The organism is Burkholderia savannae (genome assembly GCF_001524445.2).
Taxonomy (GTDB): Bacteria; Pseudomonadota; Gammaproteobacteria; order Burkholderiales; family Burkholderiaceae; genus Burkholderia; species Burkholderia savannae.
Map to the genome: position 1 here is coordinate 3,616,448 of NZ_CP013417.1, position 23,125 is coordinate 3,639,572.

The following is a 23,125-nucleotide window of genomic DNA, read 5'->3' on the forward strand; positions in this document are numbered from 1 at the left end:
AATTTTTCGCAGGTGACTCAAGCAATGGCAAAACCACGCCGCACGTCGAAGCAATCGAAACAAGCCGGAGGAACGTTTCTTGGAATCGTGCTGGGCCTCATCGTCGGCCTGGCCATCGCGGTAGTGGTGGCGCTCTATATCACCCGCGCGCCGTCGCCGTTCGTGTCGAAGGTCGCGCCGCCCGCCGACAGCAACGCGAGCCAGCCGCAGCAGTTCGATCCGAACCGCGCGCTGCAGGGCAAGACGCCGGGCCAGCCGGTCACGCCGCAGGCCGCGCAGCCCGCGCCGCCCAACACGGCGCCCGGCCAGGCCGCGAATCCGAGCCAGCCGCCGCTGCTGCCGGAGCCGCAGATCGTCGAAGTGCCGTCGTCGAACAACAACGGCAACGGCTCGTCGAGCGAATCGAACAACGCCGCCGACAACGGCGTCGCGGTCGCGCCGAAGCCCGCCGACATCACGCCGCCGCCCGCGAAGAAGCCGCAGACGGCCGCGAACGGCAGCTCGGCGCCGCACGTCGCGAACAACAACGCGCAGGCGAGCGCCGCGACGCCGCCTAAGGCCGCGCAGGCGCCGAAGGGCGCGTCGTCGGCGACGACCGCCGCCGCGAAGCCGACGTCGGGCGCCGACGCGAACACCGGCTACTTCCTGCAAGTGGGCGCGTACAAGACCGAAGCGGACGCCGAGCAGCAGCGCGCGCGCCTCGGCTTCCAGGGGTTCGAATCGAAGGTGTCCAAGCGCGACGTGAGCGGCGTCACCTACTTCCGTGTGCGGATCGGACCGTTCTCGAAATTCGACGACATGAACTCCGCGCGCCAGCGGCTGTCCGATGCGGGAGTCGATACCGCCGTGATCCGCTTTACGAAGCAGTAAGCCGCGCTGCCGTCCGACATCGTTACCCACGCAACCGATTGAACGTTCGAACATGAAAAAACTGCTTAGCACGCTGTTCCTGTCCCTGAGCCTCGTCGCGGGTTTCGCGCAGGCGTCGCCGGCCGCGCCCGTCGCCGGCAAGGACTTCGAAGTGATGAAGTCGCCGCAGCCGGTGTCCGCGCCGGCCGGCAAGGTCGAGGTGATCGAGTTCTTCTGGTACGGCTGCCCGCACTGCTACGAGTTCGAGCCGACGGTCGAGGCATGGGTGAAGAAGCAAGGCGACAAGATCGCGTTCAAGCGCGTGCCGGTGGCGTTCCGTGACGATTTCATTCCGCACTCGAAGCTGTTCTACGCGCTGGCGGCGCTCGGCATCTCCGAGAAAGTCACGCCCGCCGTGTTCAACGCGATCCACAAGGAGAAGAACTATCTGCTGACGCCGCAGGCGCAGGCCGACTTCCTCGCGACGCAAGGCGTCGACAAGAAGAAGTTCCTCGACGCGTACAACTCGTTCAGCGTGCAGGGCCAGGTGAAGCAATCGGCCGAGCTGCTGAAGAGCTACAACATCGACGGCGTGCCGACGATCGTCGTGCAGGGCAAGTACAAGACGGGCCCGGCGTACACGAACAGCCTGGAAGGCACGGCGCAGGTGCTCGACTACCTCGTCAAGCAAGTGCAGGACAAGAAGCTGTAACCCCCCGCCCCGCGCCGGCATGAACGCCCCTCTCCCGCTCAAGGTCTTCATCACCGGCGCGTCCAGCGGACTCGGCCTCGCGCTCGCCGCCGAATACGCGCGGCAAGGCGCGACGCTCGGCCTCGTTGCCCGGCGCGCCAACGCGCTCGCCGAGTTCGCGCAGCGCTTTCCCAAAGCCGCGATCTCGATCTACCCGGCCGACGTGCGCGACGCCGACGCGCTGGCGCTCGCCGCATCGCGCTTCGTCGCCGCGCACGGGTGTCCCGACATCGTGATCGCGAACGCCGGCATCAGCAAGGGCGCGATCACGGGCGAGGGCGATCTCGCCGCGTTCCGCGAGATCATGGACGTCAACTATTACGGAATGATCGCAACGTTCGAGCCGTTCATCGCACCGATGACGGCCGCTCGACACGGCACGCTCGTCGGCGTCGCGAGCGTCGCCGGCGTGCGCGGGCTGCCGGGCTCGGGCGCGTACAGCGCGTCGAAAGCAGCGGCGATCAAATATCTCGAGGCGCTGCGGGTCGAGCTGCGGCCCGCGCAGGTCGCGGTCGTGACGATCGCGCCCGGCTACATCCGCACGCCGATGACCGAGCACAATCCGTATCCGATGCCGTTCCTGATGGACGCGGACCGCTTCGCGAAGCGCGCGGCGCTCGCCATTTCGCAGAAGACGGCGTTTCGCGTGATTCCGTGGCAGATGGGCGTCGTCGCGAAGCTGCTGCACGTGATGCCGCGCTGGCTGTACGACCGCCTCTTCGAGAAAGCGCCGCGCAAACCGCGGGCGAAGGCGGGCTGAGCGCGCCGCCGCTGACGGCGGCGGCAATGGCGGCAATGGCGGCAATGGCGACGGTGGCGACGGTGGCGACGGCAGCACCAACGTCGACGTCGACGGCAACGACGAACGTGAAGGCGAAGGCGAAGGCGGCAACGCCAACGGCGACACATCTTGCGCCGCGCCTTTCACCCATCCGTCACGCATCTCTCGCGCAGCCGTCGCACGGGCGCTTCAGCGGCGCTTCAACGAGCCTTCATGCGCCTGTCGGCGGCTGCGTGTAGACCGCCGGATCGGCCGACAATCCCGCCTTGACGCCGCGCGTCAAATCGTCGACGAGCACCTCGTCGCGGCCGGCGGCGAGCGCGTCGAGCGTCTGCCGGACGACGTCCTCCGGACGGTTCTTCGGCACGCCCTGCGCCTGCGCGACCATGTCGGTGTCGATGTACGCGGAATGCAGCGCGAGAACCCGCGTGCCCTGCTCGCGCAGCTCGTTGCGGATCGCGTTCGTCGCGGCCCACGCGGCGGCCTTCGAAATGCCGTACGCGCCGGCGTTCGGCACGCCGAGCCACGACAGCACCGACAGCACGTTGACGATCGCGCCGCCGCCGTTCTCGCGCAGCACCGGCGCGAACGCGCGCGCCATCGCGAGCAGCCCGAAGAAATTCGTATCGAGTTGCGCCTGCAGCGCGCCGCCGTCCGCATCCGCGACGAGCGAGCCCGTCCGGTAGATGCCCGCGTTGTTGACGAGCAGATTGACGTCGCGCAGGTCACGCGCGGCGGCGGCGACGTCGTCCGCACGCGTGACGTCGAGCCGCACCGGCTGCACGCCGGGCGTCGTCACGCGCGCCGGATCGCGCGCGGCCGCGTAGATCTTCTTCGCGCCGGCCGCCTTCAGCCCCTCGACGAACGCGCGCCCCAGGCCGCGATTCGCCCCCGTCACCAGTACGACAGCATCATCCAGTTTCATTTCGATTCTCGCTGACAAGACCACGGTTACGCACGGCCGCCGCCGCGCACGCGAGCGCACGCGGTGCCGCCACACCCCGAACGAAGCCGCCTCGCCCCGATCGGCGAGCACAACTTTCCGCTCAACCGATGCATGCACATCGGTTCATCCATCAAAACGGCGATCCACGGCACCGATGCGCCACCGCCGATCGACGCAAAATCATGCATATGCATTTTGTAAGTCATAGAATGTTCACTGTCGACGAACGATTCCGAAGGACCCACGATGAGCGACGCTCCAATGAGACTCCTGTGCCACTGCGGCACGCTGCGCCAGGCCACGCGCGCCATCACGTCGCTCTACGACGCGCACCTCGCGAAGCACGGCATCCGCGTCACGCAGTTTACGATCCTCGCGGCCCTGCACGGCTGCGGCACGCTGCCGACGGGCGAGCTGGCGACGCGCCTGCTGCTGGATCAGACCACGCTGAGCCGCACGCTCGCGACGCTGCAGTCGAATCGGCTCGTGCGCGCCGAATCCGGCGACGACCAGCGCGTACGGCTCTGGAGCCTCACGCCGAAGGGCGCCGCGCTGTACAAGGCGTCGCGCGCCGATTGGGAAGCCGCGCAAAACGACGTGTATCGGCGCGTCGGCAAGCGCAACATGCAGGCGCTCGACGCCGAGATTTTCGCGCTCGCCGAGGCGCTGTCGGACTGAGCCTCGCGGTTCGCCGTCCTTCCGAGCGCGTTTCGCGCGCGGCGCTTTCCTCCGCGCGACGCGACCCGCCGCCGCGCGACACGCGCACACGTCGTACCCGTCGTACCCGCGGCCTCATTCGCCGTTCCCCAGCCGTACTCCTCCCATGAGCGCCGCACCTTGCATCGGCAACGCGCCCGACCATAATATATGCATATGCATTCAAATGCCAGGCCGTCTTTTCCCCACGCATGGAGCGCATCATGTCAGCCGATCCGATCGTGATTCTTTCCGCGGCGCGCACGCCTGTCGGCCGCTATCTGGGCAACCTCTCGTCGAAGCGTGCAACCGAGCTCGGCAGCGTCGCGATCCGCGCGGCCGTCGAGCGTGCGCGCATCGATCCGGCGCGCGTCGACGAAGCGTACGTCGGCTGCGTGCTGAGCGCGGGGCTCGGGCAGGCGCCCGCGCGGCAGGCCGTGCTCGGCGCGGGGCTGCCGCGCTCGGTCGCGTGCGCGACCGTCAACAAGGTGTGCGGCTCCGGCATGCAGGCGATCCGCTACGCATTCGACGCGCTCGCGAACGGCAGCGCCGACGTCGTCGTCGCGGGCGGCATGGAGAGCATGTCGAACGGGCCGTATCTCGCGCTCGGCGCGCGCGGCGGCTACCGCTCGGGCCACGCGAGCTTCTACGACCACGTCGCGCTCGACGGCCTCGAGGACGCGTACGATCGCGGCACGCCGATGGGCGAATTCGGCGAGCGCTGCGCGGCGCGCTACGATTTCACGCGCGCGGCGCAAGACGCGTACGCGACCGAATCGCTGCAATGGGCGCAGCATGCGCAGCGAAGCGGCGCGCTCGACTGGGAGATCGCGCCCGTCGACATCGGCAAGCGTCAAGGCGCGCAAACCATTTCGATCGACGAGCAGCCGCAAACCGTCGACGCCGCGAAAATCCCGACGCTCAAGCCCGCGTTTCGCGCCGACGGCACGATCACGCCCGCGAATTCGAGCCCGCTGTCGGACGGCGCGGCGGCGCTCGTGCTCGCGCGCGCGTCGGTCGCCGAGACGCTCGGCGTGCAACCGCTCGCGACGATCCGCGCGCACTCCGCGCATGCGCAGGAGCCCGAATGGTTCACGACGGCGCCGATCGGCGCGCTGCGCAAGCTGTTCGCGCGCACCGGCTGGCAGCCGTCGGACGTGGACGTCGACTATTACGAGATCAACGAGGCGTTCGCGGTCGTGCCGATGGCGGTGATGCGCGAATTCGGCCTGCCGCGCGCACGCGTGAACGCGCACGGCGGCGCGTGCGCGATCGGCCATCCGATCGGCGCGTCGGGCGCGCGCATCGTCGTCACGCTGCTCGGCGTGCTGCGCGAGCGCGGCGCGCGGCGCGGCGCGGCGAGCCTGTGCATCGGCGGCGGCGAAGCCACCGCGCTGGCGATCGAGCTGACGTAACGCCGCTGCTCCGCGGCGGCGCGCCGCCACGGCGTCGGTTCCGGCGCCGCGGCATGGTGCGTTCCGGCGCCGATTAACATCGGGCGCATATTGACGGTATGCTATCCCGCTGGCGTGCGGCCGCTGCGGCGTTGCCGCCCGCCGTCATCAGAATTACGCCACGTGGGAGATCTCATGCGCTTCACGCTCATCGCCGCCGCCGCGCTCGTCGCCGCCGCCCCCGCCGTCGCCGCCGCGAAACCGTTGACGGTCTGCACCGAGTCGAGCCCGGACGGCTTCGACGTCGTCCAGTACAACTCGCTCGTCACGACGAACGCGTCCGCCGACGTCGTGTTCAACACGCTCGTGTCGTACGACGAAGCATCGAAGAAGGTCGTGCCCGCGCTCGCGGACAAATGGGACGTCAGCGCCGACGGCCTCGCGTACACGTTCCATTTGCGCCCGAACGTCGCGTTCCAGACCACCGACTACTTCAAGCCGACGCGCGCGCTCGATGCCGACGACGTCGTCTTCACGTTCAGCCGGATGCTCGACGACGCGAATCCGTGGCACAAGGTCGCGGGCGCGAGCGGCTTTCCGCATGCGCAATCGATGGGGCTCGTGAAGCTCGTGAAGGCGGTGACGAAAGTCGACGACTCGACCGTGAAGTTCGAGCTGAACGAGCCGAACGCGACGTTCGTGCCGATCCTGACGATGGGCTTCGCGTCGATCTATTCGGCCGAATACGCGGATCAATTGCTGAAGGCGGGCAAGCAGACCGACCTGAACGCGAAGCCGGTCGGCACCGGCCCGTTCGTGCTGAAGAGCTACACGAAGGACGCGGTGATCCGCTACGAGGCGAACCCGACGTACTGGGGGCCGAAGCCGAAGGTCGAGCGCCTCATCTACGCGATCACGCCCGATCCTTCGGTGCGCGCGCAGAAGGTGAAGGCGGGCGAATGCCAGATCGCGCTGTCGCCGAAGCCGCAGGACGTCGCGGCGGCGAAGGCCGACCGCGCGCTGAAGGTCGTCGAGACGCCCGCGTTCATGACCGCGTTCGTCGCGCTCAACACGCAGAAGAAGCCGCTCGACAACGACAAGGTTCGCGAGGCGCTCAATCTCGCGTTCGATCGCACGACGTACCTGAAGGTCGTGTTCGACAACACCGCGACGCCCGCGACGAACCCGTACCCGCCGAACACGTGGAGCTACGCGAAATCGATCGCGCCGTATCCGCACGATCCGGCGAAGGCGAAGCAACTACTCGCGGCCGCGGGCTTTCCGAACGGCTTCTCGACGACGATCTGGGTGCGCCCGACGGGCAGCGTGCTGAACCCGAACCCGAAGGCGGGCGCCGAGCTGCTGCAGGCCGACCTCGCGAAGATCGGCGTGAAGGCCGACGTGAAGGTGATCGAATGGGGCGAGCTGATCAAGCAGGCGAAGCTCGGCCAGCACGACCTGCTGTTCATGGGCTTTGCCGGCGACAACGGCGATCCGGACAACATCCTCACGCCGCAATTCAGCTGCAACTCGGTGAAGTCGGGGCTCAACTTCGCGCGCTACTGCGATCCGAAGCTCGACAGGCTGATCGCCGACGGCAAGGAAACGGCCGATCAGGCGAAGCGCGCGAAGCTCTACGAAGCCGCGCAGAAGATCATCCACGACGAGGCGCTGTGGATTCCGCTCGGCTATCCGACCGCCGCGGCGATCACGCGTCCGAACGTCGCCGGCTATCGCGTGAGCCCGTTCGGGCGGCAGCACTTCGACGCGGTGTCGGTGCAGTAGCGCTGCGACGCCGCCGCCGCGGCCCGCGCGCAACGACGCGCGCCGGGCCGCCCTTGTCCGCTTCGCGCGGAGCTTGCTAAACTCCGCGCATCTTTCCTCCGACGAATTCCGAGCCGCCAAGTGAACAACTGAGCCTTCCCCGAATGGTTTCGCCGCCGCGCGTTGCACTTCGTGCATCCCGTGCGCGCCGCGCGAAAGTCGCCACCCATTTTCGGAGGTGCTCGTGGCTCGGACCGCACCCGCTACCGCGCTCGTCGCGCTCCATCGCGTTTCCTTCCGCTTCGACGACGGCGTCACGCTGTTCGATTCGCTCGACCTCACGTTCGATCGCACGCCGACCGCGATCGTCGGCCGCAACGGCGTCGGCAAGAGCGTGCTCGCGCACCTGATCGCGGGCGGGCTCGCGCCGACGGCGGGTGCGATCGACCGGCATGCGTCGATCGCGTTCGTCGCGCAGCACGACGCCGGCGCGACACACGACCCACGTTGCACGGCCACCGCCGTCGCGCATCTCGACGCGCCGCTCGCGGCGCTCGAGCGCATCGCGCGCGGCGACGCGCGAGAAGACGACGTCGGCACGCTCGACGGGCGCTGGGACCTCGCCGAGCGCTGGCGCGCGGCGCTCGACGACGCCGGCCTGCCGATCGACGCCGGCACGCCCGCGCATGCGCTGAGCGGCGGCCAGCACGCGCGCGTCGCGATGATCGGCGCGCTGCTGTCGGGCGCGGAGCTGCTCGTCGTCGACGAGCCGACGAACCACCTCGACCTCGAATCGGTGCGCGCGTTCGAGGCGGCGCTCGCGGATTTTCCGGGGGCGATCGTCGCGGTGTCGCACGACGCGGCGTTCATCGACGCGCTCGCGCTCACGCATTCGATGCGTTGGACGGGCGAGGGATGGCGCTTCGAGCCCTCGGCGTGACGCCGGATCGCCGGCGGGCGCGGCCGGCGCGACGGCGGGGATCGGATGTCGAATGCGGAATCGAGCCCGCGCGCCTCAGCCCGCGTGCCGGAACCGGATCACGCCGTCCGCGCCCGTCTCGCGCGCGAGCTCGCCCGCGAGCCACAGCAGATTCAGGTGAGCGATCGCTTCGCCGAGCGCGAAAGTCATCTGATGAATGTCGAGCCCGCCCCGCTTGAACATGATCGGCACGATGTCGGCCGCGCTCATCGGCCGCTCGCGGCACGCGGCGCGCACCTCGGCGAGCCGAGCGTCGTGATGCGCGCGCAGTTGCGCGATGCGCGTGCGCAGCCCGCGAAACGGCTTGCCGTGCGACGGCAGCACGAGCGTGTCGGCCGCCATCGCTTCGTAGCGGCCGAACGAGCCCAGATAAAGCGCGAGCGGGTTTGCCTCCGGCTCGAGATCGAATACCGACACGTTCGTCGAGATCCGCGGCAACACCATGTCGCCGGAGATCAGCACGCCGTCCGCCGCGCAGTGGAGCGCGCAATGCTCTGGAGAATGGCCGTAGCCCGTGACGACGCGCCATTCGCGCCCGCCGATCGCGACCGCGTCGCTCTCGCGCAGCCGCCGGTAGCGCGGCGGCACCGCGGGCACGAGATCCGAGAAGTAGCTGCGGCGGCTGCGCAGCTTGTCGAGCGAGGCCGGATCGGTCAGGCCGTGCCGCGCGAAATGGTCGGCGGCGCCCGGTCCGCCCGCGTTCGAACCGTTGCCCGCCGCCATCAGGCAGCCGAACAGGTATTCGCCGAGCGTCATCCACAGCCGCACGTTCCAGCGCGCGCGCTCGCCGCCCTCGCACAGCCAGTTCGCGAGTCCGAGATGATCCGGATGACAGTGCGTGACGATCACGCGCAGCACGGGCAGGCCGTCCAGATGCGCGTCGAAGATCCGCTCCCAGTGCGCCTTGATGTCCGCCGACGCGATCCCGCAGTCGACGATCGTCCAGCCCGCCTGCCCGTCGATCTCGTCGCGCAACAGCCAAAGATTGATGTGATCGAGCGCGAACGGCAGCGGCATGCGCAGCCAGCGCACGCCCGGCGCGACCTCGACGAAGCCGCCCGGCTCGGGCAGCGTGTCGGCGAACGGATAATCGAGTTGGTGTTCCAGTGCGTTCATCGGGGGTGTCTCGTTGCGTTGTCGTCGGGCCCGCGGTGCGGCGCGAACCGGAACCGATTCTATCGCTCAACGCGAAACCGCGCGCCGCGAGCCTTCGCGCCCCTGAAAAAAAGATCGCGCCACGATCCCGCGCGAACCCCGAGCGTTGCGGGAAGATCCGCGAAACGTCGGCGAACGTCGCTGAACCGTTCGCGCGGGCCGCCTGCGCCGAATCGCCCCGCGTTGCCTAAAGCGCGCCCGCCGGGCGCTAAAATGGCGTGAGCTTCCCGCCCGTGAGCCCGCGCACGATGAATCATTTTCCCAAACTGCTGTCCTCGCAGATCGGCTTCGACGTCGCGCAGACGATCCTCGAGAACTTCGACCGCCACTACCGGATCTTCCGCGAAGCGGCCGTCGAGGCGAAGGACCTGTTCGAGCGCGAGGACTGGCACGCGCTGCAGCGGCTCGCGCGCGAGCGCATCACGTCGTACGACGATCGCGTGCGCGAATGCGTCGAGCTGCTCGAGGACGAGTACGACGCGGAGAACATCGGCAGCGAAGTCTGGCCGCAGATCAAGCTGCATTACATCGGTCTCCTGACGTCGCACCGTCAACCCGAGTGCGCGGAGACGTTCTTCAATTCGGTGTGCTGCAAGATCCTGCACCGCGCGTACTTCAACAACGATTTCATCTTCGTGCGCCCGGCGATCTCGACCGAATACATCGAGAACGACGAGCCCGCCGCGAAGCCGACGTACCGCGCGTACTATCCGGGCAGCGAAGGGCTCGCGGCGACGCTCGAGCGGATCGTCACGAACTTCCAGCTGAACCCGCCGTTCGAGGATCTCGAGCGCGACATCGCGTGCATCATGCAGGCGATTCACGACGAGTTCGGCGCATTCGACGAAGCGGTGAATTTCCAGATCCACGTGCTCTCGTCGCTGTTCTACCGGAACAAGACCGCGTACGTGGTCGGCCGCATCATCAACGGCGATCGCGTGCTGCCGTTCGCGGTGCCGATCCGCCACGCGCGCGCGGGCGTCCTCGCGCTCGACACGGTGCTGCTGCGGCGCGACCAGCTGAAGATCATCTTCAGCTTCTCGCACTCGTACTTCCTCGTCGACATGAACGTGCCGTCCGCGTACGTGCAGTTCCTGCGCTCGATCATGCCGGGCAAGCCGAAGGCGGAGATCTACACGTCGGTGGGCCTGCAGAAGCAGGGCAAGAACCTGTTCTATCGCGATCTGCTGCATCACCTGTCGCATTCGAGCGACCGCTTCATCGTCGCGCCCGGCATCAAGGGGCTCGTGATGCTCGTGTTCACGCTGCCGTCGTTCCCGTACGTGTTCAAGATGATCAAGGACCACTTCCCGCCGCCGAAGGAAACGACGCGCGAGCAGATCATGGACAAGTACCTGCTCGTCAAGCGTCACGACCGTCTCGGCCGGATGGCCGACACGCTCGAATACTCGAGCGTCGCGCTGCCGCTCGCGCGGCTCGACGACGCGCTCGTGCGCGAGCTCGAAAAGGAAGTGCCGTCGCTCATCGAATACGAGGGCGGCAACCTCGTCATCAAGCACCTGTACATCGAGCGCCGGATGGTGCCGCTCAATCTGTACCTGCAGAACGGCAGCGACGCGGAGATCGAGCACGGCGTGCGCGAATACGGCAACGCGGTGAAGGAGCTGATCCAGGCGAACATCTTCCCCGGCGACATGCTGTACAAGAACTTCGGCGTGACGCGCCACGGGCGCGTCGTGTTCTACGACTACGACGAGATCGAATATCTGACCGACTGCAACGTGCGCCGCGTGCCGCCGCCGCGCAACGAGGAAGACGAGATGTCGGGCGAGCCGTGGTACACGGTCGGCCCGCACGACATCTTCCCCGAAACCTACGCGCCGTTCCTGCTCGGCGATCCGCGCGTGCGCGAGCATTTCATCAGGCATCACGCGGATTTCTTCGATCCGCAGCTCTGGCAGGACAGCAAGGACCGCCTGCTGCGCGGCGAGCTGCCCGACTTCTACGCGTACGAGCCGGCGCTGCGCTTTTGCATCCGCTATCCGGAGCGCTTCGCGCCGAGCGACGCGGCCGACGACGGCAAGCGCGCCGCCGCGTGAGCCCTTTTTTTTCATCCCACGGAACTCACTTGAGATGAACACGAACGACCATCCGCTCTCCCATCTGTTCGACAACAACGACGCCTGGGTCAAGCGCAAGCTCGCCGGCGACCCGCAATACTTCTCGCGCCTCGCCGACCAGCAGGCGCCCGAGTATCTGTGGATCGGCTGCTCCGATTCGCGCGTGCCCGCGAACCAGATCATCGGCCTGCCGCCCGGCGAAGTGTTCGTCCACCGCAACATCGCGAACGTCGTCGTGCACACCGATCTGAACTGTCTGTCGGTGATCCAGTTCGCGGTCGACCTGCTGAAGGTCAAGCACATCATGGTCGTCGGCCACTACGGCTGCTCGGGCGTGAACGCGGCGCTGCACAACCGCCGCGTCGGGCTCGCGGACAACTGGCTGCACCACGTGCAGGACGTGCGCGAGAAGCACGCGGCGCTGCTCGACGAATGGCCGCTCGGCGAAGCGCGCTACCGGCGCCTGATCGAGCTCAACGCGATCGAGCAGGTCGTCAACGTGTGCCGCACGACGATCGTCAACGACGCGTGGGCGCGCGGCCAGCCGCTCACCGTGCACGCGCTCGTCTACGGCGTGCACGACGGCCGGATGCGCGATCTCGGAATGGCCGTGTCGCACTCCGAACAGCTCGATGCGACGTACCGCCGCGCGGTCGGCGCGCTCTCGGCAGGAGGCGCGCATTCGGCGGACAATGACGTCGTGGCGGCCGACGCGGCGCAGCTCGCCGGCGCGGTCGATCTCATTGCCCAAACCATCAAGGAGACGAAACATGACGGCTGTTGATCAGGACCCGATCGTCATCGCATCGGCGGCGCGCACGCCGATCGCGGGCTTCCAGGGCGATTTCGCGTCGCTCGCCGCGCCGCAGCTCGGCGCGGTCGCGATCGCCGCGGCGCTCGAGCGCGCGGGCCTGAAACCCGAGCAGATCGACGAAGCGGTGATGGGCTGCGTGCTGCCGGCGGGGCAGGGACAGGCCCCGGCGCGGCAGGCGGCGCTCGGCGCGAAGCTGCCGCTTTCGGTCGGCTGCACGACGATCAACAAGATGTGCGGCTCGGGCATGCGCGCGGCGATGTTCGCGCACGACATGCTCGTCGCGGGCTCGGCCGACGTGATCGTCGCGGGCGGCATGGAAAGCATGACGAACGCGCCGTACCTGCTGCCGAAGGCGCGCGCGGGGATGCGCATGGGCCACGGCCAGGTGCTCGACCACATGTTCCTCGACGGCCTCGAGGACGCATACGACAAGGGCCGCCTGATGGGCACGTTCGCCGAGGAATGCGCGGGCGAATACGCGTTTTCGCGCGAGGCGCAGGACGCGTTCGCGATCGAATCGCTCGCGCGCGCGAAGCGGGCGAACGAAGACGGCTCGTTCGCGTGGGAAATCGCGCCCGTGACGGTGGCCGGCAAGAAGGGCGAGACGGTGATCGCGCGCGACGAGCAGCCGTTCAAGGCGAGCCCCGAGAAGATCCCGACGCTCAAACCGGCGTTCAGCAAGACGGGCACCGTGACCGCCGCGAATTCGTCGTCGATCTCCGACGGCGCGGCCGCGCTCGTGATGATGCGCGCATCGACGGCGAGCAGGCTCGGCGTCACGCCGCTCGCGCGCGTCGTCGGCCATTCGACGTTCGCGCAACAGCCGTCGAAGTTCACGACGGCGCCCGTCGGCGCGATCCGGCGCCTCTTCGACAAGAACGGCTGGCGCGCGGCCGAAGTCGATCTGTACGAGATCAACGAGGCGTTCGCGGTCGTCGCGATGGCGGCGATGAAGGAGCACGACCTGCCGCACGACAAAGTCAACGTGAACGGCGGCGCGTGCGCGCTCGGCCATCCGATCGGCGCGTCGGGCGCCCGCATCCTCGTCACGCTGATCGGCGCGCTGCGCGCGCGCGCGGCCAAGCGCGGCGTCGCGAGCCTGTGCATCGGCGGCGGCGAGGCGACCGCGATGGGCATCGAGCTGATCTGATCGATTCGACGCGCACTCGAACAGGAGTCCTCCGATGAAGACCGTATTGATCGTCGGCGCATCGCGCGGCATCGGCCGCGAGTTCGCGCGCCAATATCTGCACGACGGCTGGCGCGTGATCGCCACCGCGCGCGACGAGGCATCGCTCGCGTCGCTTGCGTCGGCGGGCGCGCGCGCGATCGCGCTCGACGTCGCGCGGCCGGGCGACGTCGCGGCGTTCGACCGGCAACTGGGCGACGTCGCGCTCGACGCGGCCGTCGTCGTGTCGGGCGTGTACGGTCCGCGCACGGCGGGCGTCGAGCCCGTCAGCGCGGAGGACTTCGACGACGTGATGCACACGAACGTGCTCGGCCCGATGCTGCTCATGCCGATCCTGCTGCCGCTCGTCGAGGAGAGCCGCGGCGTTCTCGCGGTGCTGTCGAGCAAGATGGGCAGCATCAGCGAGGCGACCGGCACGACGGGCTGGCTCTATCGCGCGAGCAAGGCGGCGGTGAACGACGCGCTGCGGATCGCGTCGCTGCAGGCGCGGCATGCGGCCTGCATCGCGCTGCACCCGGGCTGGGTGCGCACCGACATGGGCGGCGCGCAGGCCGCGCTCGAGCCGCAGGCAAGCGTCGCCGGCATGCGGCGCGTGATCGCGCAGGCGGCGGGCGACCGCGAGCAGGCGAACGGCCGCTTCTTCCAATACGACGGCGTCGAGCTCGGCTGGTGAGCCGGCGAGCCGCCCCCTTTTTTTCGAATCACGATGCAAGCCACGAAGCCCGCCTCCGAGCGCCCGCTCGACTGTCCGTGCGGCGGCGCCGCGCCCGGCGCGTTGGCGAACGCGCGCGCGCCGCGCTACGCGGATTGCTGCGCGCGCCTGATCGACGGGCACGCGCGCGCCGCGACGGCGCTCGAGCTGATGCGTTCGCGCTATAGCGCGTACGTGCTCGGCGCGACCGATTATCTGCGCGCGACCTGGGACCCGCGCACCTGCCCGCCCGATCTCGGCGCCGACGCCGCCCGCGCGGACGCGCCGCGCTGGCTCGGCCTTGCGATCAAGCGCCATGCGCAGCTCGACGATACGCACGCCGAAGTGGAATTCGTCGCACGCTACAAAGTCGGCGGCCGCGCGCACCGGATGCACGAAACGAGCCGTTTCACGCGCGACGCGCAAGGCGCGTGGCGCTACGTCGACGGCGATGTAAGCGAGCGCTGAGTCCACGCGGCCCAAGCCGATACCGCGGGTTGGCGATGCAGCTCGCCATGCCGGGTAATTCCGGCATTGCACAACCGGAATTTGTCAGGCTAGGATGGCCGACGTTTGGTGCAATTCGCGTCGGTGGGCTCTGGCATGGCATTCGGCAAGGTGATGACGGGATGGATCGCGGCATGCGTGCTGTCGGCCGCTCAGGCCGGCCCGCTGCCGCCCGACATTCCGTCCGCGCCTGCCGCCGCGAACGCCCGCCCCGGCGCGCTCGCGAACGCCGAGCGCTTCGACTACGGCAATTCGGGCCTGCCGCCCGTCGCCGCGAATCTCAACGAAACGATCATCCGCATTCCGGTCGACGCGGCCGGCGCGATCACGCTCGAGGCGACGGTGTTCAAGCCGGACGGCCCCGGCCCCTTCCCGCTCGTCGTCTTCAATCACGGCAAGAACCCCGGCGACCTGCGCGCGCAGCCGCGCAGCCGGCCGCTGTCGTTCGCGCGCGAGTTCGTGCGGCGCGGCTATGCGGTGGTCGCGCCGAACCGCGAAGGCTTCGCGGGCTCGGGCGGCGCGTATGCCCAGGAAGGCTGCGACGTCGAGCGAAACGGCGTCGCGCAGGCGCGCGACGTCGCCGCGACGATCGGCTACATGTCGAGGCTGCCTTACGTCGATGCGAAGCACGTCGTCGTCGCGGGCACGTCGCACGGCGGGCTCGTATCGCTCGCATACGGCGCCGAGGCCGCGCGCGGCGTGCGCGGGATCATCAACTTCTCGGGCGGGCTGCGCCAGGATCTCTGCGAAGGCTGGCAGAAGAATCTCGTCGACGCGTTCGACACGTACGGCTCGCGCACGCATGTGCCGTCGCTGTGGCTGTACGGCGACAACGATTCCGTATGGTCGCCCGCGCTCGTCGCGCAACTGCGCGACGCGTACGTGTCGCACGGCGCGAGCACGCTCTTCGTCGATTTCGGCCGCTATAAGGACGACGCGCACCGGATCATCGTCGATCGCGACGGCGTGCCGATCTGGTGGCCGCCCGTCGCGTCGTTCCTCGCGCAGCTGAATCTGCCGACGTCGGTCCGCTACGCGGTCGCGAATCCGCACGAGCCGAAAGCGAGCGGCTATGCGGCGATCGACGCGGTCGAAGCGGTGCCGTTCATCGACGAGGCCGGGCGCGCCGCGTATCGCCGCTTCCTCGCGCAGCATCCGAGCCGCGCGTTCGCGGTGTCGAGCGAAGGCGCGTGGTCGTGGGCCGAAGGCGGCGACGATCCGATGGCGCTCGCGCTCGATGGCTGCCGCAAGCAGAGCGCGGGGCAGTGCCAGCTGTACGCGGTCGACGATCGCGTCGTGTGGCGCGACGCGATCGCGCAAACGGCTGACGATTCGCCGAACGCCGCGCGCGCACTCGCAAGCCGCTGATCGCCGAGCAATCGATCCGTCCCGCGCTTGGCCGTTCTCGGCCGCACGCCGGCGCACCGCTGCGGCCGGCTCCTCTTCCGCGTTCTTGCGTTTTCCTCACATCGATGACCGCACGCCGTCCGCGCGCGTCGCCTGCCGGCGCGGGCGACGCACGCGGGCAGCCATTCGATCTCGCCTGAAAGCGCCCTTTTTTCGGCGCTCGCGCTGTTTCGGCCGCGCGCCGCCCGATTTCCGCCCGACGGGTAGCCGCTCTTTGCCGTCGTCTTCTGCGCCGTATGCGAACGAACGGGCCCAAACCGTCGCGAGCGGCCGCGAAATGCGCCGAACTCCGCGTCCGTAAAGGCTCCGGCGTTTTGTAACGGGTACTGCAACGAAGCGCAAAACACGCTAATCTCAGCCCCGGTTTTGATTTTGCACACGCGTTTTTCGCCATCCGATCGAGCGCTTTCTCCGCCATCGATCCCGCATGAGCAAGCGGCGCTTCGCACGCCCTCGACGCGTTTTGGTCCCGGAGCAGTCTTGAGCACACACGCAACCGACGATTGGGTCGCGCGCAGCCTTCGCGCGGTCTGGCATCCTTGCACGCAGATGAAGCACCACGAGCGGCTGCCGCTCATCCCGGTCGCGCGCGGCGAACGCGCGTGGCTCTTCGATCGCGCGGGCAACCGTTATCTCGACGCGATCAGCTCGTGGTGGGTGAACCTGTTCGGCCACGCGAACCCGCGCATCAACGCGGCGCTCAAGCAGCAGCTCGACACGCTCGAGCACGCGATGCTCGCCGGCTGCACGCACGAAAGCGCGATCGAGCTCGCCGAGCGGCTCGCCGCGCGCACGCGGCACACGCTCGGCCACGCGTTCTTCGCGTCGGACGGCGCGTCGGCCGTCGAGATCGCGCTGAAGATGAGCTTCCACGCGTGGCGCAACCGCGGCCGCGGCGACAAACGCGAATTCGTCTGCATCGCGAACGGTTATCACGGCGAGACGATCGGCGCGCTCGGCGTGACCGACGTCGCGCTGTTCAAGGACGCATACGATCCGCTGATTCGCACGGCGCACGTCGTCGCGTCGCCGGACGCGCGCGGCGCGCAACCCGGCGAGAGCGCCGCCGACGTCGCCGCGCGCGCGCTCGACGACGTGAAGCGCCTGTTCGCCGAGCGCGGCGAGAAAATCGCCGCGCTGATCGTCGAGCCGCTCGTGCAGTGCGCGGCCGGCTTCGCGATGCACGATCCGTCGTACGTGCGCGGCCTGCGCGCGCTGTGCGACGCGCACGACGTGCATCTGATCGCCGACGAGATCGCGGTGGGATGCGGGCGCACCGGCACGTTCTTCGCGTGCGAGCAGGCGAACGTGTGGCCCGATTTCCTGTGCCTGTCGAAGGGCATCAGCGGCGGCTATCTGCCGCTGTCGCTCGTGCTGTCGCGCGACGCGATCTTCGAGGCGTTCTACGACGACGACGTGACGCGCGGCTTCCTGCATTCGCATTCGTACACGGGCAATCCGCTCGCGTGCCGCGCGGCCGTCGCGACGCTCGATCTGTTCGACACCGACGACGTGCTCGCCGAGAACGCGCGCAAGTCCGCGCTGATGCGCGCCGCGCTCGCGCCGCTCGCATCGCATCCGCAGGTGCGCCACCTGCGCGAGCGCGGCACGATCTTCGCGTTCGACGTCGCGCTCGAAGGCGACGCGGCCCGCACATTCCCGCGCCGCTTCTTCGAGCACGCGCTTGCACGCGAGACGCTGCTGCGCCCGATCGGCACGACGGTCTACCTGATGCCGCCGTACATCCTCGACGACGGCGAAATCGAATGGCTCGCGTCGCGCACGCGCGCGACGCTCGACGCAACGCTCACGGAGGCACGCGCATGAACCTGCTCGCCACGCTCGAACGCGGCCTCGCCGACATCGACGCGCAAGGGCTGCGCCGCCGCCGCCGCATCGCGGACACCGCATGCGGCGCGCACATGACGGTCGACGGCCGCGAGATCGTCGGCTTCGCGAGCAACGACTATCTCGGCCTCGCCGCGCATCCGCGATTGATCGAAGCGTTCGCCGAAGGCGCGCGCCGCTACGGCTCCGGCAGCGGCGGCTCGCATCTGCTCGGCGGCCATTCGCGCGCGCACGCGGCGCTCGAAGACGAGCTCGCGGCATTCTCCGGCGGCTTCTGCGACGCGCCGCGCGCGCTCTACTTCAGCACCGGCTACATGGCGAATCTCGCCGCGCTGACGGCGCTCGCGGGCCGCGGCGCGACGATCTTCTCCGACGCGCTGAACCACGCTTCGCTGATCGACGGCGCGCGGCTGTCGCGCGCCGACGTGCGCATCTATCCGCACGCCGACGCCGACGCGCTCGAAGCGCTCCTCGCCGCGTCCGACGCGCCGACGAAGCTGATCGTCTCCGACACCGTGTTCAGCATGGACGGCGACGTCGCGCCGCTCGCTCGCCTCGTCGCGCTCGCGCAAGCGCACGGCGCATGGCTCGTCGTCGACGACGCGCACGGCTTCGGCGTGCTCGGCCCGCAAGGCCGCGGCGCGCTCGCCGCGCACGGGCTGCGCTCGCCGAACCTCGTCTATGTCGGCACGCTCGGCAAGGCGGCGGGCGTCGCGGGCGCGTTCGTCGTCGCGCACGAGACCGTGATCGAATGGCTCGTGCAGCGCGCGCGCAGCTACATCTTCACGACGGCCGCGCCGCCGTCCGTCGCGTGCGCGGTGTCCGCGAGCCTCGGCGTGATCGCGAGCGACGAAGGCGACGCGCGACGCGCGCATCTCGCCGCGCTGATCGAGCGCACGCGCGCGATCCTGCGCGCGACGCCGTGGCGGCCCGTCGATTCGCACACGGCCGTGCAGCCGCTCGTGATCGGCAGCAACGAAGCGACGCTCGCCGCCATGGCCGCGCTCGACGCGCAGAACCTCTGGGTGCCCGCGATCCGGCCGCCGACGGTGCCGGCCGGCACGTCGCGGCTGCGGATCTCGCTGTCGGCCGCGCATTCGTTCGACGACCTCGCGCGCCTCGAAGCGGCGCTCGTCACGCGGGCCGAGGCCGCCGCATGAGCGCGCCGCTTTCGCTGTTCGTGACGGGCACCGACACCGAGATCGGCAAGACCTTCGTGTCGGCCGCGCTGCTGCGCGGCTTCGCGCGCGCGGGGCTGCGCGCGGCGGCGATGAAGCCGATCGCCGCGGGCGCATACGAGCGCGACGGCATGTGGCGCAACGACGACGCGGACCAGCTCGACGCCGCCGCGAACGTCGCGCTGCCCGCCGAGATCCGCACGCCGTTCCTGCTGAAGGCGCCCGCCGCGCCGCACATCGCCGCCGCGCGCGAAGGCGTCGCGCTCGACATCGACGCGATCGTCGCCGCGCATCGCCGTGCATGCGAGGCGGCGGACGTCGTCGTCGTCGAAGGCGTCGGCGGCTTTCGCGTGCCGCTGACCGGCACGCGCGACACCGCCGATCTCGCGGTCGCGCTGGGCCTGCCCGTCGTGCTCGTCGTCGGCGTGCGGCTCGGCTGCATCAGCCACGCGCTGCTCACCGCCGACGCGATTGCCGCGCGCGGCCTGAGCATCGCCGGCTGGGTCGCGAACCGCATCGACGCCGCGATGAACTTCGCCGACGAAAACGTCGACACGCTGCGCGCGTGGCTCGACCGCGAGCACGGCGCGCCGCTCGTCGGCGACGTCGCGCACATGAGCCCGCCGTCGCCCGAGGCGGCGTCGGCGGCGCTCGACGTGAACCTGTTGCTGAAAGCGTTGCGCGCCGCCGCGCCGCGCTGACGTTTTACCCGCTTATCGAAGCATTTCCGAATCGATCCCCGTTCCGAAGGATGACCGACATGACTCAAGCCCAAACCGCTCGCGCGACGACCGAAACGCCGGTGACCGCGCCCGTCGCGCCGCGCTGGCGCGTCGCCGACGTGATCGCGCTCTACGAGCTGCCGTTCAACGATCTGCTGTTCCGCGCGCAGCAGGTGCATCGCGAGCACTTCGACGCGAACGCGATCCAGCTGTCGACGCTGCTGTCGATCAAGACGGGCGGCTGCGAGGAGGATTGCGGCTACTGCTCGCAATCCGCGCATCACGAGACCGGCCTGAAGGCGGAGAAGCTGATGGAAGTGGACGCGGTGCTCGCCGCCGCGCGCACCGCGAAGGAAAACGGCGCGACGCGCTTCTGCATGGGCGCGGCGTGGCGCAGCCCGAAAGATCGGCACATCGAACCGATCAAGGACATGATCCGCGGCGTGAAGGAAATGGGCCTCGAAACGTGCGTGACGCTCGGCATGCTCGAGGAGCATCAGGCGAAGGCGCTCGCCGAAGCGGGCCTCGACTACTACAACCACAACCTCGATACGTCACCCGAGTTTTACGGCCAGGTCATTTCGACGCGCACGTACCAGGATCGGCTCGACACGCTCGAGCGCGTGCGCGAGGCGGGCATCAACGTGTGCTGCGGCGGGATCATCGGCATGGGCGAATCGCGCCGCGAGCGCGCGGGCCTCATCGCGCAGCTCGCGAACATGAACCCGTATCCGGAGTCGGTGCCGATCAACAATCTCGTCGCGATCGAAGGCACGCCGCTCGAGAACGCGCAGGCGCTCGATCCGTTCGAATTCGTGCGCACGATCGCGATCGCTCGAATCACGATGCCGAAGGCGATGGTGCGCTTGTCGGCGGGCCGCGAGCAGCTCGACGATTCGATGCAGGCGCTGTGCTTCCTCGCCGGCGCGAACTCGATGTTCTACGGCGACGTGCTGCTCACGACCGGCAATCCGCGCGCGGAAGCCGACCGCAAGCTGCTGGCGCGGCTCGGGATGTCGGCGAGCGAAGCGACGCAATTGAGTGCTTGAACGCTTGAACGCTTGAGTGCCTGAGCGCGCCGCCGCGCGTGGCGAACGGCGGCCGCGCGCTCGCGAACATTCGCCGGTGACGGCCGAGCGCTCCCGGCGCGATGCTTTTCGTTTGAAGCTCGAGCGCTGAAAGAGAAGCCGGGCGTCGGATGTCGGATTTCGAACGTCGGGCGTCGAACGCCGGACGTCCGAGGTTCGGCGGGTAACGTCGGGTGTCGAATGCGCGATGTGCGATGTGCGATGTCGGGTGTCGGGTGTCGGGTTGTCGAATATCAAACAATCGGTGCCGAACGCCGAACGCCGAACGCCGAACGCCGAACGCCGAACGCCGAACGCCGAACGCCGAACGCCGAACGCCGAACGCCGAACGCCTTCAATAGTCAAGCAAAAAGCCGGGACGATGTCCCGGCTTTTTTATCGTCGCGCAGCACCTGCCCACGCGTGCGAGCACATGCCTTCGACGCGCTACCCTCGCGCCGCCGCATCGAGCGTCGCGCGCGCCTTCGCGACGAGCCGCTCGTCGATCGGCGCGAGCACCTCGCCGCGCTCGCGCACGCCCGAGCCGAAATGCACGGCCCGCACGCCTGTCGCGCGCACGAAATCGCCGACCGCGTCGACGGTGAGCCCCGCGCCCGCGAGCACCGCGCACGTCGAGCCCTCGGCGCGGCGCACCATCCGCGCGACCACGTCGCGCGCGTCGAGCACCGACGCATGCCCGCCCGACGTCAGCACCGACGTGACCGACGGCACGCGCAGCAGCGTATCGAGCGCGGTATTCAGATCGCGCGCGACGTCGAATGCGCGATGGAACGTGAGATCGCGTCCGTCGGCCGCGTCGGCGACGCGCTGCAACGCGGCAAGATCGACGTCGCCGTGCGCGTCGAGCATCCCGAACACGACGCCGTTCGCGCCCGCGGCGACAGCCGCGCGCACGTCGCGCGCGATCGCCGCGAGCTCGCTCGCGTCGTAATGGAACGAGCGGCTGTGCGGCCGCACGATCACGTTGACGGGAATCGGCACCGCGGCGACAACGGCTTCGATCACGCCGACGCTCGGCGTCAATCCGCCTTCGCTGATGGCGGTCACGAGTTCGAGGCGATCGGCGCCCGCGCGGGCGGCGGCTTTCGCATCGCCGATCGTCGTCGCGATGACTTCGAGAAGGATCGAGGAAGCTGGCATGGAGGCGGCTCGGGTCGAGTTGAACCAGCCCGCATCGTAACCGACGGCGCGAACGCGCGCGCATGGCGGGCGGAATGCGGGCGGCGACGGACAATGGATGACGGACGACGGGCAACGCGCTGCGCCATGTCGCCCGGCCTTGCGCCGCCTTCGCCTTGCTTGCCTGCGTTTGCTCGCTGCGCCGCGCGCGACGTTGCTCCGTGCGGCCATCGCCCGCATCGCATCGCTTCGCTTGTGTTGCTCCGCGCCGTCTCGCGTTACGTTGCGTTGCGTTGCTCGGCTTGTCCCGGCATCGCACGCGGGCGCGAACGCGCCACGCATCACGCATCACGCGTCAATCGAGATAGTCCGCATACTCCTTGCGCGCATACGGCTGCAATTGCTGCCAGGGCGGCACCTTCGCGCGCGACGCCGGCGTGAGCGTCAGCTTGCGCGACGCATGGCCGTCCGCGCTGCGATATTCGACGACGAGCGGCGCCTGCAGCGTGTCGCTCCAGAGAATGCGATTGACGCCCTGCGCGCCGACCGTCTGCTCGTACCAGCGCGTGCCGGACACAGGCCCGGGCGTCGACTTCGCCGCGAGCCGCTTCAACCGCGACGGCGGCGTGATGTAGAACGCGTTGTCCCACGAGCCGTCGAAGCCCGTCGTCTCGTACTCGGCGGGCGGCACCGCGACGACGGTACGCTGCGCCGCATCGACGTACTCGATGCGAACCTTCCCGCCTTCGTTCGTCACGTGCCGCGCGGCCGCATCGAAGTCGAAGTGCTTGTGGCCTGCGTGCGCGTCCGTCGAAGCGGCGGCCGCGCGCACGCCGCCGCGCGACTGCGGTGCGTGCGCGGCGTCGTGCGCGTGTCCGTCGCTCGCTTGCCCGTGCTTCGCGCTCGCGGGCAGCACGCGCTCGATCCACACGTGCCCGTCGCGGCGCACCATCCGCTCGCGATACGTGACGGTGCGCGTCACGCCGTCCGCGCTCACCGACGCGCTCTCGTGCAACAGCACCGCGTCGAGATCGGGCGCGGCGAACGCTGGCGCGGCGGCGAACATGGCCGTCGCGCCGAGCGCCGCGCGCACGCGCCGCGCGACGAGCCTTCCGGCGCGTCTTTCCCCGCGCGTTTGCATCGCGAAGGTGCGCATCGCAACCCTC

Annotated in this window: 20 protein-coding genes and 1 pseudogene; 17 read left to right on the top strand and 4 right to left on the bottom strand. The window is 69.1% G+C overall.

Annotation, left to right across the window (positions count from 1 at the left end):
* Nucleotides 1-24: 24 nt before the first annotated feature.
* Genes WS78_RS17700 through WS78_RS17710 form a run of 3 tightly spaced genes read left to right on the top strand, consistent with a single transcriptional unit; the run spans nucleotide 25 to nucleotide 2,360 of the window.
* Complete coding sequence (locus tag WS78_RS17700) at nucleotides 25-870, top strand: SPOR domain-containing protein (protein ID WP_038747115.1); 846 nt, start codon at nucleotides 25-27, stop codon at nucleotides 868-870.
* Nucleotides 871-922: 52 nt separating this feature from the next.
* The gene (dsbA, locus tag WS78_RS17705; RefSeq protein ID WP_038747112.1) at nucleotides 923-1,561 is read left to right on the top strand and encodes a thiol:disulfide interchange protein DsbA; all 639 of its coding nucleotides are present in this window, start codon (nucleotides 923-925) and stop codon (nucleotides 1,559-1,561) included.
* A gap of 19 nt (nucleotides 1,562-1,580) precedes the next feature.
* Complete coding sequence (locus tag WS78_RS17710) at nucleotides 1,581-2,360, top strand: SDR family oxidoreductase (RefSeq protein WP_059584292.1); 780 nt, start codon at nucleotides 1,581-1,583, stop codon at nucleotides 2,358-2,360.
* Between the two features lie 232 nt (nucleotides 2,361-2,592).
* On the opposite strand, the gene WS78_RS17715 is transcribed toward WS78_RS17710, so the two are convergent.
* Nucleotides 2,593-3,306: an SDR family oxidoreductase gene (locus tag WS78_RS17715; RefSeq protein WP_059584289.1), complete on the bottom strand. Its 714-nt coding sequence runs from the start codon at nucleotides 3,304-3,306 to the stop codon at nucleotides 2,593-2,595.
* 282 nt (nucleotides 3,307-3,588) lie between these two features.
* On the opposite strand from WS78_RS17715, the gene WS78_RS17720 reads away from it, so the two are divergent.
* From WS78_RS17720 to WS78_RS38240, 4 genes and pseudogenes are all read left to right on the top strand, one after another.
* Complete coding sequence (locus WS78_RS17720; RefSeq protein WP_038747104.1) at nucleotides 3,589-4,005, top strand: MarR family winged helix-turn-helix transcriptional regulator; 417 nt, start codon at nucleotides 3,589-3,591, stop codon at nucleotides 4,003-4,005.
* Between the two features lie 242 nt (nucleotides 4,006-4,247).
* Nucleotides 4,248-5,438 (top strand): acetyl-CoA C-acyltransferase, encoded by a 1,191-nt coding sequence (locus WS78_RS17725; protein ID WP_059584392.1) that lies wholly within the window; start codon nucleotides 4,248-4,250, stop codon nucleotides 5,436-5,438.
* 174 nt (nucleotides 5,439-5,612) lie between these two features.
* Nucleotides 5,613-7,202 (top strand): ABC transporter substrate-binding protein, encoded by a 1,590-nt coding sequence (locus WS78_RS17730; RefSeq protein ID WP_038747101.1) that lies wholly within the window; start codon nucleotides 5,613-5,615, stop codon nucleotides 7,200-7,202.
* 223 nt (nucleotides 7,203-7,425) lie between these two features.
* Nucleotides 7,426-8,052 (top strand): annotated as a pseudogene (locus WS78_RS38240) (ATP-binding cassette domain-containing protein); the annotation flags it as partial.
* Nucleotides 8,053-8,196: 144 nt separating this feature from the next.
* Here the strand turns inward: WS78_RS38240 and WS78_RS17740 are convergent.
* Nucleotides 8,197-9,276, bottom strand: coding sequence for an MBL fold metallo-hydrolase (locus WS78_RS17740; RefSeq protein ID WP_059584284.1), 1,080 nt, complete (start codon nucleotides 9,274-9,276; stop codon nucleotides 8,197-8,199).
* A gap of 287 nt (nucleotides 9,277-9,563) precedes the next feature.
* Here WS78_RS17740 and aceK point away from each other — a divergent pair, with 287 nt between their 5' ends.
* The 10 genes from aceK to bioB all read left to right on the top strand — a co-directional run bounded on the left by aceK (nucleotide 9,564) and on the right by bioB (nucleotide 20,801).
* Entirely contained in the window at nucleotides 9,564-11,375 is a 1,812-nt protein-coding gene (gene aceK, locus WS78_RS17750; RefSeq protein WP_038747094.1) for a bifunctional isocitrate dehydrogenase kinase/phosphatase, read from the top strand.
* A gap of 34 nt (nucleotides 11,376-11,409) precedes the next feature.
* Nucleotides 11,410-12,180 (top strand): carbonate dehydratase, encoded by a 771-nt coding sequence (gene can / locus WS78_RS17755; protein ID WP_038747093.1) that lies wholly within the window; start codon nucleotides 11,410-11,412, stop codon nucleotides 12,178-12,180.
* Entirely contained in the window at nucleotides 12,167-13,360 is a 1,194-nt protein-coding gene (locus WS78_RS17760; protein WP_038747090.1) for an acetyl-CoA C-acetyltransferase, read from the top strand. Before can ends, WS78_RS17760 begins: the two co-directional genes overlap by 14 nt.
* Before the next feature lie 34 nt (nucleotides 13,361-13,394).
* Complete coding sequence (locus tag WS78_RS17765; RefSeq protein WP_038747087.1) at nucleotides 13,395-14,072, top strand: SDR family oxidoreductase; 678 nt, start codon at nucleotides 13,395-13,397, stop codon at nucleotides 14,070-14,072.
* Between the two features lie 33 nt (nucleotides 14,073-14,105).
* Nucleotides 14,106-14,558: a YchJ family protein gene (locus WS78_RS17770; RefSeq protein WP_038747084.1), complete on the top strand. Its 453-nt coding sequence runs from the start codon at nucleotides 14,106-14,108 to the stop codon at nucleotides 14,556-14,558.
* A 135-nt stretch (nucleotides 14,559-14,693) separates the two neighbouring features.
* A complete protein-coding gene (locus WS78_RS17775) occupies nucleotides 14,694-15,965 on the top strand; it encodes a dienelactone hydrolase family protein (RefSeq protein WP_161788656.1) in 1,272 nt (423 codons plus the stop codon).
* A gap of 519 nt (nucleotides 15,966-16,484) precedes the next feature.
* A complete protein-coding gene (gene bioA / locus WS78_RS17780; RefSeq protein WP_059584282.1) occupies nucleotides 16,485-17,831 on the top strand; it encodes an adenosylmethionine--8-amino-7-oxononanoate transaminase in 1,347 nt (448 codons plus the stop codon).
* Nucleotides 17,828-19,012, top strand: coding sequence for an 8-amino-7-oxononanoate synthase (bioF, locus tag WS78_RS17785; protein ID WP_038747174.1), 1,185 nt, complete (start codon nucleotides 17,828-17,830; stop codon nucleotides 19,010-19,012). Before bioA ends, bioF begins: the two co-directional genes overlap by 4 nt.
* Complete coding sequence (gene bioD / locus WS78_RS17790) at nucleotides 19,009-19,731, top strand: dethiobiotin synthase (RefSeq protein ID WP_038747075.1); 723 nt, start codon at nucleotides 19,009-19,011, stop codon at nucleotides 19,729-19,731. The genes bioF and bioD overlap by 4 nt, the downstream gene beginning before the upstream one ends.
* A 59-nt stretch (nucleotides 19,732-19,790) precedes the next feature.
* Nucleotides 19,791-20,801 carry a biotin synthase BioB gene (gene bioB, locus WS78_RS17795; protein ID WP_038747172.1) on the top strand — a complete coding sequence of 337 codons (1,011 nt, stop codon included), beginning with the start codon at nucleotides 19,791-19,793 and terminating at the stop codon, nucleotides 20,799-20,801.
* A 465-nt stretch (nucleotides 20,802-21,266) separates the two neighbouring features.
* On the opposite strand, the gene WS78_RS17800 is transcribed toward bioB, so the two are convergent.
* Together WS78_RS17800 and WS78_RS17805 are read right to left on the bottom strand one after the other, a co-directional pair.
* Nucleotides 21,267-21,980 (bottom strand): copper homeostasis protein CutC, encoded by a 714-nt coding sequence (locus tag WS78_RS17800; protein WP_059584277.1) that lies wholly within the window; start codon nucleotides 21,978-21,980, stop codon nucleotides 21,267-21,269.
* A 334-nt stretch (nucleotides 21,981-22,314) separates the two neighbouring features.
* Entirely contained in the window at nucleotides 22,315-23,115 is an 801-nt protein-coding gene (locus tag WS78_RS17805) for a hypothetical protein (RefSeq protein WP_059584275.1), read from the bottom strand.
* Nucleotides 23,116-23,125: the final 10 nt, after the last annotated feature.